The 14,123-nt window shown below is 69.5% G+C and carries 14 protein-coding genes; 8 read left to right on the top strand and 6 right to left on the bottom strand.

What is annotated here, in order from left to right; translation table 11 throughout:
* Positions 1-49: 49 nt before the first annotated feature.
* A complete protein-coding gene (locus ABDZ81_RS09270) occupies positions 50-1,036 on the bottom strand; it encodes a formyltetrahydrofolate deformylase (protein WP_343773679.1) in 987 nt (328 codons plus the stop codon).
* 240 nt (positions 1,037-1,276) lie between these two features.
* Here ABDZ81_RS09270 and purS point away from each other — a divergent pair, with 240 nt between their 5' ends.
* The 3 genes from purS to ABDZ81_RS09255 all read left to right on the top strand — a co-directional run bounded on the left by purS (position 1,277) and on the right by ABDZ81_RS09255 (position 5,450).
* Positions 1,277-1,528: a phosphoribosylformylglycinamidine synthase subunit PurS gene (gene purS / locus ABDZ81_RS09265; protein ID WP_343773678.1), complete on the top strand. Its 252-nt coding sequence runs from the start codon at positions 1,277-1,279 to the stop codon at positions 1,526-1,528.
* A 3-nt stretch (positions 1,529-1,531) separates the two neighbouring features.
* Complete coding sequence (purQ, locus tag ABDZ81_RS09260) at positions 1,532-2,212, top strand: phosphoribosylformylglycinamidine synthase I (protein WP_343773677.1); 681 nt, start codon at positions 1,532-1,534, stop codon at positions 2,210-2,212.
* Positions 2,213-2,375: 163 nt separating this feature from the next.
* Entirely contained in the window at positions 2,376-5,450 is a 3,075-nt protein-coding gene (locus ABDZ81_RS09255; protein ID WP_343773676.1) for a PAS domain S-box protein, read from the top strand.
* Positions 5,451-5,487: 37 nt separating this feature from the next.
* On the opposite strand, the gene ABDZ81_RS09250 is transcribed toward ABDZ81_RS09255, so the two are convergent.
* Both ABDZ81_RS09250 and ABDZ81_RS09245 read right to left on the bottom strand, forming a co-directional pair.
* Positions 5,488-5,637, bottom strand: coding sequence for a hypothetical protein (locus ABDZ81_RS09250; protein ID WP_343773675.1), 150 nt, complete (start codon positions 5,635-5,637; stop codon positions 5,488-5,490).
* A gap of 178 nt (positions 5,638-5,815) precedes the next feature.
* Positions 5,816-6,886 carry an archaeosine biosynthesis radical SAM protein RaSEA gene (locus tag ABDZ81_RS09245; RefSeq protein WP_343773674.1) on the bottom strand — a complete coding sequence of 357 codons (1,071 nt, stop codon included), beginning with the start codon at positions 6,884-6,886 and terminating at the stop codon, positions 5,816-5,818.
* A gap of 234 nt (positions 6,887-7,120) precedes the next feature.
* On the opposite strand from ABDZ81_RS09245, the gene ABDZ81_RS09240 reads away from it, so the two are divergent.
* The 4 genes from ABDZ81_RS09240 to ABDZ81_RS09225 all read left to right on the top strand — a co-directional run bounded on the left by ABDZ81_RS09240 (position 7,121) and on the right by ABDZ81_RS09225 (position 11,970).
* The gene (locus ABDZ81_RS09240; protein WP_343773673.1) at positions 7,121-7,807 is read left to right on the top strand and encodes a class I SAM-dependent methyltransferase; all 687 of its coding nucleotides are present in this window, start codon (positions 7,121-7,123) and stop codon (positions 7,805-7,807) included.
* An 83-nt stretch (positions 7,808-7,890) separates the two neighbouring features.
* Positions 7,891-8,505, top strand: coding sequence for a hypothetical protein (locus ABDZ81_RS09235; protein ID WP_343773672.1), 615 nt, complete (start codon positions 7,891-7,893; stop codon positions 8,503-8,505).
* A 107-nt stretch (positions 8,506-8,612) separates the two neighbouring features.
* The gene (locus ABDZ81_RS09230) at positions 8,613-11,138 is read left to right on the top strand and encodes a disk-shape morphogenesis protein volactin (protein ID WP_343773671.1); all 2,526 of its coding nucleotides are present in this window, start codon (positions 8,613-8,615) and stop codon (positions 11,136-11,138) included.
* A 142-nt stretch (positions 11,139-11,280) separates the two neighbouring features.
* On the top strand, positions 11,281-11,970 hold the full coding sequence (locus tag ABDZ81_RS09225) for a type 1 glutamine amidotransferase domain-containing protein (RefSeq protein WP_343773670.1): 690 nt from the start codon (positions 11,281-11,283) through the stop codon (positions 11,968-11,970).
* 3 nt (positions 11,971-11,973) lie between these two features.
* On the opposite strand, the gene ABDZ81_RS09220 is transcribed toward ABDZ81_RS09225, so the two are convergent.
* Positions 11,974-12,123, bottom strand: a complete 150-nt coding sequence (locus ABDZ81_RS09220; RefSeq protein WP_343773669.1) for a zinc-ribbon domain-containing protein — start codon at positions 12,121-12,123, stop codon at positions 11,974-11,976.
* 239 nt (positions 12,124-12,362) lie between these two features.
* The gene (locus tag ABDZ81_RS09215) at positions 12,363-12,893 is read right to left on the bottom strand and encodes a 50S ribosomal protein L16 (protein ID WP_343772726.1); all 531 of its coding nucleotides are present in this window, start codon (positions 12,891-12,893) and stop codon (positions 12,363-12,365) included.
* A 188-nt stretch (positions 12,894-13,081) separates the two neighbouring features.
* Between ABDZ81_RS09215 and ABDZ81_RS09210 the strand changes: the two genes are divergently transcribed.
* Positions 13,082-13,294 carry a DUF7120 family protein gene (locus ABDZ81_RS09210; protein WP_343773668.1) on the top strand — a complete coding sequence of 71 codons (213 nt, stop codon included), beginning with the start codon at positions 13,082-13,084 and terminating at the stop codon, positions 13,292-13,294.
* A gap of 72 nt (positions 13,295-13,366) precedes the next feature.
* On the opposite strand, the gene ABDZ81_RS09205 is transcribed toward ABDZ81_RS09210, so the two are convergent.
* A complete protein-coding gene (locus ABDZ81_RS09205) occupies positions 13,367-14,092 on the bottom strand; it encodes a guanosine phosphorylase (protein ID WP_343773667.1) in 726 nt (241 codons plus the stop codon).
* Positions 14,093-14,123: the final 31 nt, after the last annotated feature.

Raw genomic sequence — 14,123 nt, 5'->3', positions numbered from 1 at the left:
GTCGCCACTCGGAGTACGAGGTGCGCGAAAAGATGCTGCCGCGCCGCGATCAGTCGTCGTCGGACTCGGTCGTGATCTCGGCGCCGTCGCCGCCCTCGCTCAGCGCGTCGCCGAGGCCGTCGACCGGCCGGTCGGGGTTGGCCCGCTGGGCGTCTCGGGTCAGGCCGAGCTGGTAGCCGTCGGCGTCGTCGCGGAGGCTGGTGCGGCCGCGGTGGACCGAGACGTCGTTGTTCAGGTGCAGGCGCACGGCTTCGAGCAGCGCGTCGGCTTCGAGGGGCTGGCCGCGCTGCTTGAGGTCCGCGCGGGTGTCGTCGTCTCGGACGTCGCAGGCCCGCTGGGTGATGATCGGGCCCTGGTCCAGGTCGGTCGTGACGTAGTGGGCCGTGACGCCCGCGATGCGGACGCCCTCCTGGACCGCCTGCTCGTAGGCCCGGGCGCCGGGGAACGCCGGCAGCAGGCTCGGGTGGATGTTGATGATCCGGTCCTCGTAGCGGAACACGACGTTCGGGCTGAGGATCCGCATGTAGCGCGCGAGCACGATCAGGTCGGCGTCGTACTCCGCGAGCAGGTCCAGCAGCTCCTCCTCGTCGGGCGTGCCTTTCTCGTCGCCGACGTCGTGGAACGGGACGCCGTACTGCTCCGCGAGCGGCTGGAGGTCGTCGTGGTTGCCGATCACGACCGAGATGTCCGCGCCCAGCTCGTCGTTGGTCCAGGCCTCGAACAGCGCCTCGAGACAGTGGGACTCCTTGGTGACGAGCACCGCGATCTGCTGGGTCTCGCGGTCGGCGGGAAATCGCACCTGCACGTCGACGTCGAGTTCGTCGCCCAGCTCCAGCAGGTCCTCGCGGAGCTTCTCCTCCGTGCAGACCATCTCGCTGGTGTCGACGGTCGTGGTCATCCGGAACAGGCCGTCCCGGACCGCCTGGTCGATGTCCTCGATGTTGATCCCGCGCTCGAACAGCAGGGAGGTGAACTGCGCGACGATTCCCGTGGAGTCGTCTCCGATAACCGTGATCTCGGTCAGCTCGTTCGTCATCGCGACCACCTCCGCGCGGGATCGGTGTCCGTCATCAGGCTATGTCTGATCGGCGGCGGGTAAAAGGCTTGTTTTCGCCGGTCTGTCGCGCGTGCAATTCGATACCACGCCGAGCGGCGGTCGTCGTCCGTCGCCGATGCGTCGGCGCGCGGCGCCGCGGCGGCCGCGTCGATACCCACGTACGTGCATACGGGCGCGAAGTCACAAACGTTTTTGCGCACGGTCTCCCAACTACTGGCGATGACTGCCTACACCGCCACGGTCACCGTGCGCCTGAAGACGGGCGTGCTCGACCCGGAAGCCGAGACGACCCAGCGCGCGCTCGAGCGGCTGGGCTTCGAGCTGGAGTCGCTGCGCTCGGCCGACCGGTTCGAGATCGACCTTGAGGCCGACTCGAAAGAGGCCGCCGCCGAGCGCGTCGAGGAGATGGCCGAGCGGCTGCTCGCGAACCCGACGATCCACGACTACGACGTCGAGGTCGAGGAGCGATAAGGAATGACGGTCTCGATCATCAGGTTCGGCGGATCGAACTGCGACCGGGACGCCGAGCGCGCCCTCGACCATCTGGACGTCGACGCCGAGATCGTCTGGCACGAGGACGGTCTCCCCGAAGACACGACGGGCGTGATGCTGCCCGGCGGCTTTTCGTACGGCGATTACCTCCGCGCCGGCGCGATGGCGGCCCGCTCGCCGATCATGGACGAGGTGCGGGCGGCCGCCGAGGACGGCGTGCCCGTGCTGGGCGTCTGCAACGGCGCCCAGATCGGTTCGGAGTCCGGGCTGACCGACGGCGCGTTCACGACCAACCGGAGCGCCCGCTTCCAGTGCGAGCACGTCCACCTGCGCGTCGAGAACGCCGACACGCCCTGGACCGCGGCCTACGAGGAAGGCGAGGTGATCGAGGTGCCGATCGCCCACGGCGAGGGCCGCTTCGAGATCACCGACGACCGCCTGGAGACGCTCCGCGAGGAGGATCGGGTCCTGTTCCGCTACTGCGACGCCGACGGCGAAGCGACCGAGGCTGCCAATCCTAACGGCTCGAAGGACAACGTCGCGGGCATCCTCGGCGAGCGCGAACACGTCGCCGTGCTGATGCCACACCCCGAGCGCGCGACGCTGCCGGACGTCGGTCGAACCGACGGGCAGGGCGTCCTCCGGGGTTTCGCGGCGGAGTAGCGCCGACGACGCGGTGCGGAATCGTGGCGAGTGGCGCCGACGGGACACCCCCGGATCGCGTCGCCGGAACTGCCGGAATTCTTTTTATATCCTCGTTTATATATTCTGCCAAGATTAAAGTCGGGCTGGTTCGTGGGTGGTGACGAACCGGCCGATTCGTCTCATGTCAGAGGCTATCACGATCCTCTGCGCGGCAGAGGATCAGGACGTGCTATCGCAGCTGGCGGGCCCGCTCCGGCGAGCGGGCTACGCGGTAGCGACGGCGTCGGACGCCGACGATACCGTCGCCGCGGTCGAGGCGGACGGGATCGACGCCGTCGTCGCGGCCCACGACCCGCCGGGGCCCGACGGCCTGTCGTTGCTCGACCGGCTCGAGGGTGCGGGCGTCCCGGTGTTGCTCTGTCCGGCCACGGGCGACGAGTCGCTCGCCGGGCGGGCGCTGGCGGCCGGCGCGGCGGGGTACGTCCCGCGGCGCGATGCCGACGCGGAGCTGGTCGATCGCATTCGGGGCGTACTCGACGACTCGGCGAGGGAAGCGGCGAGCGATACCGCGGTCGCCGAGCGCAACCGTCTCTCGCTGCTGATCAAGCAGTCGCCGCTGGCTCTCATCGAGTGGACGACCGAGTTCACGGTCGCCAACTGGAACCCCGCGGCGGAGGAGCTGTTCGGCTACACCGCCGAGAACGCGATGGGACGCCCCGGTCCGGACCTGATCGTCCCCGAGGACGAGCGCGACGCCGTCGGCGATATCTGGGACGGCCTGATCGGCGACGGACGGGTCACTCACATCGTCAACGAGAACGTCACGGCGTCGGGCGACCGGATCACCTGCGAGTGGCACAACACGCCGCTGACCGACGAGAGCGGCGAGGTCGTCGGCGCGCTGTCGTTCGTTCGCGACGTCACCGACCGCACCCAGCGCGTCGCCGCCCTGGAGACGCTCCAGGAGATGTCCCGGGACCTGATCGGCGCGAACTCCCGGCGGGACGTCGCCGAGATCGTCACGGACGCCGCGGCGGACGTGTTGCACTACCCGCTCGCGGCGTTCCGGCTCCACGACGAGGACGCCGACGCGCTCGTGCCCGTCGCCAGCGCGGCGGACGGCTGGGACGCCGGGACGGTCGAGTCGCTGTTGCGCGACGAGGGGCCGCTCTGGCGCGCGTTCGACGTCGGCCAGCAGGTCGTCTACGAGGACGCGGGCGAGTTCGAGGGCGTCGACGCGGCGAGCCTGCTCGTCCAGCCGCTGGGCGATCACGGGGTGCTTTCCTTTGCCAGCTCCGACACCGATGCTTTCGACGAGACGGACAGGTATCTGGCGACGGTCGTCGGCGCCGCCGCGGAGACGGCGCTCGAACGAGCCGAGCGCAAGCACGAACTCGAACGCCGCGAGCGGCTGCTCGACGCCGTCGGCGACGGGCTGTACGCGCTCGACGAGCAGGGGTACTACACTGAGATCAACGACGCCGTCGCCGAGATGACGGGGTACGACCGGGACGAGCTGCTGGGAGCGCACGTCTCGAAGATCATGCGCGACGAGGACATCGAGCGCGGCGAACGACGACTCGAGCGGTTGCTCGCCGCCGACGAGGCCGACGTCGAGTCCTACGAGGTGACGATCGTCGCCGAGGACGGCGAGCGGATCCCCTGTGAGGTCAACATGTCCTTGCTGCCGGGCGAGGAGTTCACGGGCAGCGTCGGCACAGTCAGAGACATTAGCGAGCGAAAGCGAATGGAGCGGGCGCTCCGCGAGCGAAAGCGCAAGATCGAGAGCGTCCACCGCGTCGCGACGCAACTGGAGGAGAGCCGCTCGGTGGGGACGATCTTCGATCTGGCCGTCGACGCCGCCCGCGACGTGTTCGGCGTCGACGCCTGCACGATCCGGACGATCGACGGCGAGACGACGAGCGCGTTCGTGGCCGACGGCTCGCCGATCGACGGCGCCGTCGGCGCGGACGGTCGGCTCGATCGGCGCGCGTACGACCGGACGCGCCGCGACGGCGAGACGCTGGTGATCGACGACCGCCGCGAGCGCGGCGACGACGCGGGGGCGATCCGATCGCTGCTCTCGGTGCCCGTCGGCGACGCCGGCGTGTTCCAGGTCGCGACCGACGACGTCGGGTCGTTCGACGCGGAAGACGCCGAGATCGCCGAGCTGCTGCTCTCACACGTCGCGAACGCCGTCGAGCGGGTCCGGTTCGAGAGCGAGCTCCGCGAGGAGCGCGATCGATTCGCCGCGCTGTTCGAGAACGTCCCGGACCCGGTCGCCAGCGTCCGCCAGAGTGACGGGCAATCGACCGTCATCGACGTCAACCCGGCGTTCGAGCGCGTGTTCGGCTTCGACGCCGAGCAGCTCCGGGGCGAACCGATCAACCAGCACATCGTCCCCCCGGAGAACCGCGACCGGGCGGCGGAGCTCGGCGCGCGCGGCGCGGACGGCGAACTCGTCGAGACGGAAGTGAAGCGCCAGACCGCCTCCGGCCTCAGGGACTTCGTGCTGACGGTCGTTCCGGTCGACGTCGACGGTACGACGACCTACGGCGTCTACACCGACGTCACCGAGCGCAACCGCCAGCGACAGCGCGTCGAGGTGCTCAACCGGGTGCTGCGCCACGACCTCCGCAACGGGATGAACATCGTGAAAGGCTGCGCGGAGATGCTCGACGCGATGGTCGAGGAGGGCTCGGAGTACGCGGCGACGATCCAGGAGCGCGCGGACGAACTGATCGCGCTCGCCGAGAAGACCCGCACGGTCGAGCGGACGCTCGACCGCGACGACGCCGAGCCGGGATCGGTCGACGTCGTCGCCGCGGTCGAGTCGATCGTCGACCGCGTCGGCGAGGAGTTCGACGACGTCGACGTGACGACCTCGCTCCCCGACCGCGCCGACGCGCTCGCGGACAGCATGCTCAGGACGGCGATCTACCACGTCGTCGAGAACGCGATCGTCCACAACGACGGCGACCGCCCGTCGGTCGACATCTCGGTCGACGAGCGCGCCGAGCGGGTCCGGATCGCCGTCACCGACGACGGACCCGGCATTCCCGCAGAGGAACGCGAGTTGCTCGCGGAGGACCGCGAAATCACCCAGCTGCGTCACGCGAGCGGCCTCGGCCTGTGGCTGGTCAACTGGGTGGTCACCCAGTCCGGCGGCGAACTCTCCTTCGAGGAGGCGCCCTCCGGCGGCACGCGGGTCGTTCTGGAGGTGCCGCGGGCGCGCGTCGAGCAGCACCCCACCTGAGCGGGACCGCCCGGTGTCCCTATCCGGCCGCCACCGATCAGCGCCGAACCTCGACCGGCGAGTCCGTCGTGATCCACTGCCCCGCGGCGTCCTGCACTCGCAGCTCTATCCGTCCGTCGGAGCGATACACCAGTTCGGTCTCCCCCGGGTCGACCGGCGAGGGCTGGTTCCCGTCAGTTCCGTCCATGGCATCTCGCGGCGGCGTCGCGCCGCGCTGTGTCCGACGCTGGAGCGTACGTGCTCATTAGTACGAGCCACATACCGAGAAGAAGAGGGTTGCTACGCTCCGTTTGTCGTCTACTTCGGTGGGGTCGTCCGGCGTCTACGTCGGTGGCGTCCGCCACCGTCTCGGCGACGCCGTCTTCTCAGCGCGCCAGCGGGAGGTTGAACGTCGTCTCGCGCTCGCGGACGGCCTCCCACGTGTGTTCACAGTCACAGGTGACCTGCTCGAACACCGAGGGGTCCTGCCGGAGGTCGAAGTCCTTGATCGCCCGCTGGACGCGGTCGTCGCACTCGCCGCAGTTGTGCGGGCCCCGGTCGCTGCCGTGGCCGACGGGATCGGAGACGACGATGGCGTCGACGTCGGCGGTCTCTTCTAACACGTGAGCGACGCTCCAGAGCCACGGCGGGCGGTAGCCGTCCCGGAAGTGTAGCTCGTCGACCATCGTGTAGCGCTGGACGTTACAGGGGTTCATCGAGACGGTGTGGGCGTGCTCGGCGCAGCGCTCGATCGAGCTGATCATGTCGTCGATCGCCTCCTGCTCGGAGAGGAACGGCGGCTTCATCAGGAGGTACGCCTTGATCCCCGCGCCGGCCGCGTCGGCCTCCTCGCTGGCCTCGACGAACTGCTCGTAGTCGAAGTACTTGTTGACGCAGTCGTGGCGCACGCGGTCGGTCGCGGTCTCCAGGCCGACCGCGACGTCGGTCTCCAGGCCCTGCTCGGTGAAATCCTCGATCTTCTCGCGCTCGACGAAGTCGGGCAGGCTCTCGACGACGATCCGCTCGCGGTCGCCGAACGTCTCGGCGATGGCCTGCCGCGTCTCGGCGGCGACCTCCCGCTCGTCGAGGAACGAGCCGCTGGTGTAGATCTTGATGAGCCCCGATTTCTCGTCGGCGTTCTCCGCCTCGTGGTCGAGACAGACGTCGATCTGGTCCATCATCGCGTCGTGGGCGACGCTGCCGCCCTCGACGGACTCGGCGACGTAGCCACACATCGTGCAGCCGCCGGCGCGGGCCCACCGACAGCCGCCCGTGTTGAGGATGATCGTCAGGCTCTGGTAGACGCCGTCGGGCGTGTTGTCCTCGTCGATCCACACGCGCGTCGGCTCGTGGGGGTCGTAGGTGGCGTCCTTTTCGGAGCGGATCTCCCGCATCACCTTGTTGTGGGCGTCCATCCCCTTCCCCTCCTCGTAGACTTCCGGACTCGGCTTGCTCATTGGCGATTCGTAGCCGACGAGTCCGTAAAACGGCAGCGGTCGGCCCCGCGGGGCGAATCTGGACGCCGTGGCGGCGTCGGCGCGGCCGCGGCACCTCGGAGCGGGACGCCCTCGTTCCGCGGTTGGATCGAGACGCCATCGCTCCGCGGCCGGGGCGGGACGCCGATCCGGCGCTTCACGCGCTGAAGTTCGGCTACGGTATTAATTCGTCCGGGCGTACTACGACGAACCACGATGAGCGATTCAGCGACCCCCGACGCGTCCGACCCCGCCGGTAGCCCGGACGCCCCCGGCGACGGCCGCCCGATGTCGACCGACGAGATCCGCGACACCTACGCCGATCGCGCGAGCTGGTTCGCCCGCCTCGACTGGCTCGATCGCCTGGTCACGGGTCGGTACCGCGAGCCGCTCTTCTCGCAGGCCTCGGGCCGCGTGCTCGACGTCGCCTGCGGGACGGGCGTGAACTTCCCGTACCTCCCGCCGGATGTCGACCTCGTCGGGATCGACGTCAGTCCGGAGATGCTGGCGGGCGCACGCCAGCAACTCGACGGACTCGACCTGGACGGCGAACTGCACGAGATGGACGCCCAGGCGCTGGCGTTCGAGGCCGACAGCTTCGATACCGTGATCTCGTCGCTGTCGACCTGCACCTTCCCCGACCCGGTCGCCGCGCTGCGCGAGATGGACCGGGTTTGTAAGCCGAGCGGGCAGATCCTCCTGCTGGAACACGGCCGCAGCGACGTCGAACCGATCGGCCGGCTCCAGGACTGGCGGGCCGACGCCCACTACGAGTCGATGGGCTGCCGGCTGACGCAGGAGCCCCTCGACCACGTGGCGGCGGCCGGACTCGACGTTCGAGACGTTCGCACCGCCCTGTTCGGCATCGTCACCGCCGTCGAGGCCGAGCCGTCCGGAGACTGAGAATCGACGTTCGGTCGGTAGCGGACACGACTGCCGGAATTCGACAGAACACTTATGATACTTGGGAGGAAGGTAACTCCGTCATGCGCCGCCGCTCCCTGCTCGCGGCCGCTTCGGCCGCGGCGACCGCCGGGATCGCCGGCTGTACGGACTCCGAGTCGACCGGCGTCGAGGTTCTCGATAGAGAACTGACCGAGGCCGTCGAGGGCGAAGCGACGATGCGCGTCCGCGTCGAGAACGGCGGCGACGGGGGCCACGTCGAGGTGGCCGTCGACCTCGCGTGGACCACGGGCGAAGCGGAGGGAGAGGTGTTCGAGACGTACTCGGACGTCGTCGGCCTCGACGCCGGCGAGCGGCGCTGGGTCGACGTTTCGGTGCGTCGCTATCCCGATCAGGAGAGCGACTACGAGTACCGCCTCGCGGCGTCCCGGACGGATCGCCCGCTCGCCCGCTTCGCGTACGACCCCGAGAGCCCTGCGGTCGGGGACGTCGTTCGCTTCGACGCCGGCCCCTCGCGCGTCGTCGACGGCGCCATCGCCGCGTTCGACTGGTCGATCGGCGACGCCTACGGGGTCGGCCGCGAGATCGAGTACCGGCTGGAGGAGGAGAGTGCGGAGGGATTGTCTGTCGAGTTGCGCGTCACCGACACGCAAGGGAAGTTCGACACCGCGCGGCGTCGGATCGATCCCGAGGGCTGATTCTCCCCCGGAGCCCAGCGACGTTCGCTTCCGGGAGCCCAGCGACGCTCGCGCCCGCGACCGGCACAACAACCATTACACCCGGCCACAGTAGTCTGCGGTAACAGATGGCAACCGGACTCGACGTGGATGCGCGCCACGCGGTCGTGGCGCGCGATGGCGCGACCGACGCGGAGCGCGCCGCGTACGTGGAACTCCCGACCGACGAGATGGTGCTGGAGATGCTTTCGAGCGCCGACGCCGAGTACGTCGAGCGCGGCGACAGCGCGTTCGCCGTCGGCGACGCCGCCGCGGACTTCGCGGACATGTTCAACGCGACGACCGAGGAACTCCTGCCCTCGGGAATCCTGACTGGCGATCGGGAGGCTGGTGCGGACCTGCTCGAACTGCTCGTCGCCCAGGTGGCGGGCAGTCCCGAGGACGAGGGCGAGCCGATCGGCTACGCCGTGCCCCCCGATCCCGTCGACGCCGGCGGAGACGCGCTCTATCACCGGCGGACGCTGGACGACCGGCTGACCGCTCTCGGCTACGATCCCGCGCCGATCGACCGGGCGACCGCGGTCGGCTACGCCGCACTCGCCGGCGAGGAGTACACGGGCCTGGCGATCGCGCTCGGCGCGGGCACCACCGACGCCGTCCTGCTCGATCGGGGCGCCCCGGTCGCCCGCGTCGGCCTCGCCCGCGGCGGGCGCTGGATCGACGAGCAGGTCGCCGAGGCGACCGACCGGCCGATCGAAAACGTCGCGGCCGAGCGCGACGCGTTCGACCTCGAACACCCCAGCAGCGACGGCGTCGGCGGCGTGCTCTCGGTGTACTACGAGAACCTGCTCTCGTACGTCGCCGAGCAGCTCGCCCGGAATCTCCCGGCGGACGCCATCGATCGCGACGGTCCGCTGCCGGTCGCGGTCGCCGGCGACGCTGCAGTTCCCGACGGCGTCGCGCCCGCGCTGGCCGACGCGCTCGCGGACATCGATCTGCCGTTCGAGTTCGGCGACGTCGCGGTCGCCGACGATCCCCGCACTGCGGCCGCCCGCGGCGCGCTCGTCGCCGCGACCGAGCGCGACGCCGACGCGGCGACGCCCGACCGCGCGCTCGACGACGCCGCGTTCGAGCCGGCGCTGGCTGCGGCGTCGACCTTGCCTGCGGAGGAGCCCGCGGCGTCCGACGACGTCGCGGCGCCGGCCGGCGCCGACAGGTCGGAGGCGACGATCACGGACTTCGGCGACGGCGCGACCGGAGGTGAAGGCGGCGAGACCGGGGCGGACGATGACGGCGATTCCGGTTCCTCGCCGTCTGTTTCGGCCGATTCGTCCGCCGCCGCGGACGTGAACACCGAGCTTCGCGCGGCGGTCGACGACCTCGAATCCGAAATTGCAGAGCTCTCGGGTCGCGTGGACGAGCTCGCCGACGCTCGTGAAACGGACGTCTCCGCCAGAGACGGCGATCGGGTCGACGCGCTGACCGAGCGCGTCGACGATCTCGCGGACGTCACGGCGCGCTCGGAAGCCGTCGACGACGTCGAGTCCGATCTCGACGACCTCTCGACCCGCGTGGACGAGCTGTCGGCCGACGTCGAGAGCCTGGCCGATCGGATCGGGGGCGAGGACGCGGCGAGCGACGAGCTCGCCGAGGATCTCGCGGCCGCGACCGACCGCCTGGACGCTCTAGGCGAGCGCGTCGACGAACAGGAAGCGTCGGTCGAGAACGTCGAGAACGACGTCGAAACGATCGACGAGGACGTCGACGCGATCGGCGGGACCGTCGAGTCGATCGAGGACGAGGTCGCGACGCTCGACGAGACCGTCGAAACGGTCCGAGGCCGGACGGCGTCGCTGTCGGACGATCTCGACGACCTCGCCGACGCGGCTGCGGTGGCGGAGCTACGGAGCGACCTGGCGACGGTTAGCGCGCGCGTCGACGACGTCGCCGACGAGGTAGACGAACTGGCCGACGACGTCGACGATGCTGAAAACGACGACGCGCTCCGTGAGTCGGTGGAGGACGCCGCATCGCGGCTCGACGCGGTCGAGGGACGCGTCGACGAGCTGATCGAGCGGACCGACGGTCTCGCGGAGCGGGTCGACGATCACGACGAGCGGATCGACGCGCTCGGCGACCTCGACGAGACGGTCGCCGCGCTGGAGACGACCGTCGACGACCTCGAAGGGCGGATCGACGCCGCCGAGTCCGCGCTCGACGGTGCCGCCGACGCCGAGGCGCTGGCGGCCGTCCGCGAGGACCTCGGTGCGGTGCGGGAAGACGTGGATGCAGTCAGAACGGACGTCGACGGGGTCGAAGCGACGGCTGAATCCGCGCGGGACGACGCGTCGGAAGCCCGGGAGACGGCGTCGGAGGCTCGAGAGGCGACGTCGTCGCTCGACGCCGAGATCGAGAACGTGCGCGACCTCGCCGCGGCGGCCGACGACCGGGCGGAGCCGCGCGACGACGCCGAACTTCGAGAGATCGCCGCGGAGGAAGCCCGGCGGCGGGTTCTCGCGCCCGTCGCCGGTGCGGCCGGGGTCGCGAGTCTCGCCGCCGGCGGCGCCGCGGCCGTCGCGCAGTTCCTGCTCGTCGGCGCCGCGTTACTCGCCGTCGGCGTCGCCTGTCTGGCGGTCGCCTTGCGGGTCCGGTGACCGCGTCGGCAGGCGGCCGCCGTATCCCGAATTTGCCGTGCGACGCGGCGTCCCGCGATCCGATCCTTTTGGGTGCGTCGGCCGCGGCCAGCGACCGGGCGGTGACGGCCATTTATTGAATCGCTCGCCGTACCGTACGGTGATGACATCCGCTCTGTTCGTCGTCAGCGAGGAGGGGTACTGGGGCGAAGAATGCGTGACGCCGCTGGAACTGCTGTCCGACGCCGGGGTCGACATCGACGTCGCGACGCCGAGCGGCGGCGAGCCGGTCGTCGACGACCGATCGGTCGACCCCGACACGGTCGGCGAGGAGACCGCCGAGCGCGTCAAGGACGTCCACAGGAACGACGAGCGCATGGCGAACCCGATGCCGATCGCGAAGGCGTCGGCGGACAACTACGACGCCGTCGTGTTCCCCGGCGGCCACGGCACCGAGTGGGACGTCAACCAGGATCACCACGCCCGCGCGCTGCTGCGCGAGGCCGTCGAGGGCGACGACGGCAAGGCGATGGTCGTCTGCCACGCGGTCGGCATCCTCGCCTTCACGCGGGACAGCGACGGCGACATCCTCGTCGACGGCCGGGAGATCACCGGCTTCCCCAACGACTGGGAGGAGGACATCGTCGACGAGAACGACAACATGCCCGACGGCCGGAAGCTCCCCTACTACGTCGAGGACGAGGTGAAAGCGGTCGGCGCCGAGTGGGACGCTGAACTCGACGCCGAGGAGAGCGTCACCGTCGACGGTGACCTGATAACGGCGCGCGGGCCGGAGTCCTCCCGCGCCGGCGCGACGGAACTCCAGCGCGCGCTCGGCGTCCAGGCGGATTGAGGACTATATTTCGTAGCGAACGACGTCGCGGGCGCCGCACTCGGGACAGACGACGACGGTCGGCTCCACGGACGTGCCGCACCGTCGACACTCGCAGACCACCGACTGATCCGCGCCCGTTTCGGCTCCGAGCAACCGGTCGAGCACTGACATACTGCTTGCATCGCGGGTGATACCCATAGTAATGAGAACCATTACTGGGCGTTCGCGTTGGTAAGACTCCATTTTACGTCCGCGCCGTCCGGTACTTTCCGGATAGCGAGTAATACTTGCCGTAAACTTGCGTCGCGAGCAGCGCGTCGCGGTCGGTCGTGGCGGACGGCGCGGAACGGTCTGGTGAACGACGTCGGTGCGAGTACCAACTGCGGAAAAACGAGCGGCGCCGACCGGCCTCAGGAGACGAGCTTGTCCTCGCCGCGCTCGACGACGATGCGACACGGCGGGGAGAGCTTGTTGTACGACCGGCGGAAGGCTTCTTTGACGACGGAGGCCTGCTCGACGGTGCAGTAGGCGGTGAAGATGCGGTCGCCCTCGGGGATGCGGGCGGCGGTGCCGACGATCTTGCCGAACGCCTGGCGCATCCCGTCGGAAACGCGGTCCGCACCGGCGCCGGTCGCCTGCTTGTTCTCCCGGATGACGTGGTGGGGGAACTTGCGGAGGATCATCTTGTAGTTGCCCTCGCCGAGTTCCTTGATGAGGTGGCGGTTCGCCGACAGCCGGGAGGCCTCCAGCGAGCCGTGGCGGAGCTGGACCTCCTCCTCGGTGACGAGGCTGATCTGGACGGGATAGTCCTCGGGGTCCGATTGGAGGTCGCCCATCTGGTGCTGTGCGATCTTCGAGCCGGGGATGCCGCCCATGAACTCCTTGCGGGTGTAGGGCGGCTTATCGATATTCCGGTACATCGAGGCCGGTTTCTCTGCCATGGTTACTACGGTGGAAAACGGCGAGTGCGCCAATAAGCGCTTCGATGGCACCCCGTCGCCGTGCGGGACTTTCACACCCCCTACCGTGTTCGGCTTCGCGTCGGCTGCCCGCCCCGGTCGACCGCGATATCGTCGTCCGAGTTCGCACCAACGCTTAAATACCCCTTCCCCGAAACCATAGCTGTCAGATGGCGAACGTCGAGATCACGGTCCCCGAGCAGCTCGAGATGCAGATCGCGCAGATGGTCGAACAGGACGAGTTCGTAACCCGCGAAGAAGCCGTCGAGGAACTCCTCTCGACGGGGCTGAAGGCGTACAAGACCAGCGGCCCGATGGACGACGAGGATGCGGGATTCGAGGACGACGGGATGATGGGCCACGACGACGAGTACGTCTTCTAGCGTCGTTTTCGCGCCCCGTGTCCGAATCGGCGTCTCGACGCCGTAGCGCAACTCGCCTCGGACGGCGGCGCCTCAGAGCGACGCCGCGGCGTCGAGCGCGATGTCGATCGCCCGCTCGACGTTGTTCTTCGCCTTCTCGGGTAGCTCGTCGTCGTCGGTCTCGCCCTTCTGGGTCCCCTCGACGAGGTTGCCGTCGACCGTGCAGATCGCGCCCGAGCGCAGGCCCTTCCGGCGCGCGAGCGTGAAGATCGCGGCGGCCTCCATCTCGACGGCGAGCACGCCGGCCGACTCCCAGGCCTCGACGTACTCGTCGGTCTCGGCGTAGAACGCGTCGTCGGTGGCGACCGGCCCGACGTGGACGTCCTCGTCGTTGGCCTCCGCGGCGTCGACCAGCCCCGAGAGCACCTCGTAGTCCGGGACCGCGGGGTAGGTGTCGGACTCGTAGCGCCCCGTCGTTCCCTCGTCCTTGGCGGCGCCGGTCGCGACGACCATGTCGCCGATCTCGATGCCCGACTGGAGCGCCCCCGTGGTGCCGACCCGGAGCACGGCGTCGACGCCGACCGCGGCCAACTCCTCGACCGCGATGGCGGCGGAGGGCGAGCCGATCCCCGTCGAGCAGATCGTCAGCGGCGTCCCGTCGTACTCGGCGTTGACGACCTTGTACTCGCGGTTCTCGGCGACGACCTCGGAGCTGTCGCAGTGACCGGCGATCCGGTCGACGCGTCCGGGATCGCCCGGCAGCAGCGCGACGTCTTCGAGATCTCCCGGTTCGACCAGCAGGTGCGGTTGTTTCGCCATGGGAACCTGTTCGTCCATGCGGGAGAAAAAA

This window comes from Natronoarchaeum mannanilyticum (genome assembly GCF_039522665.1).
Lineage (GTDB): Archaea > Halobacteriota > Halobacteria > Halobacteriales > Natronoarchaeaceae > Natronoarchaeum > Natronoarchaeum mannanilyticum.
The sequence above is the reverse complement of the archived record's forward strand: the minus strand, read 5'-3'. Positions and strand labels throughout refer to the sequence as shown.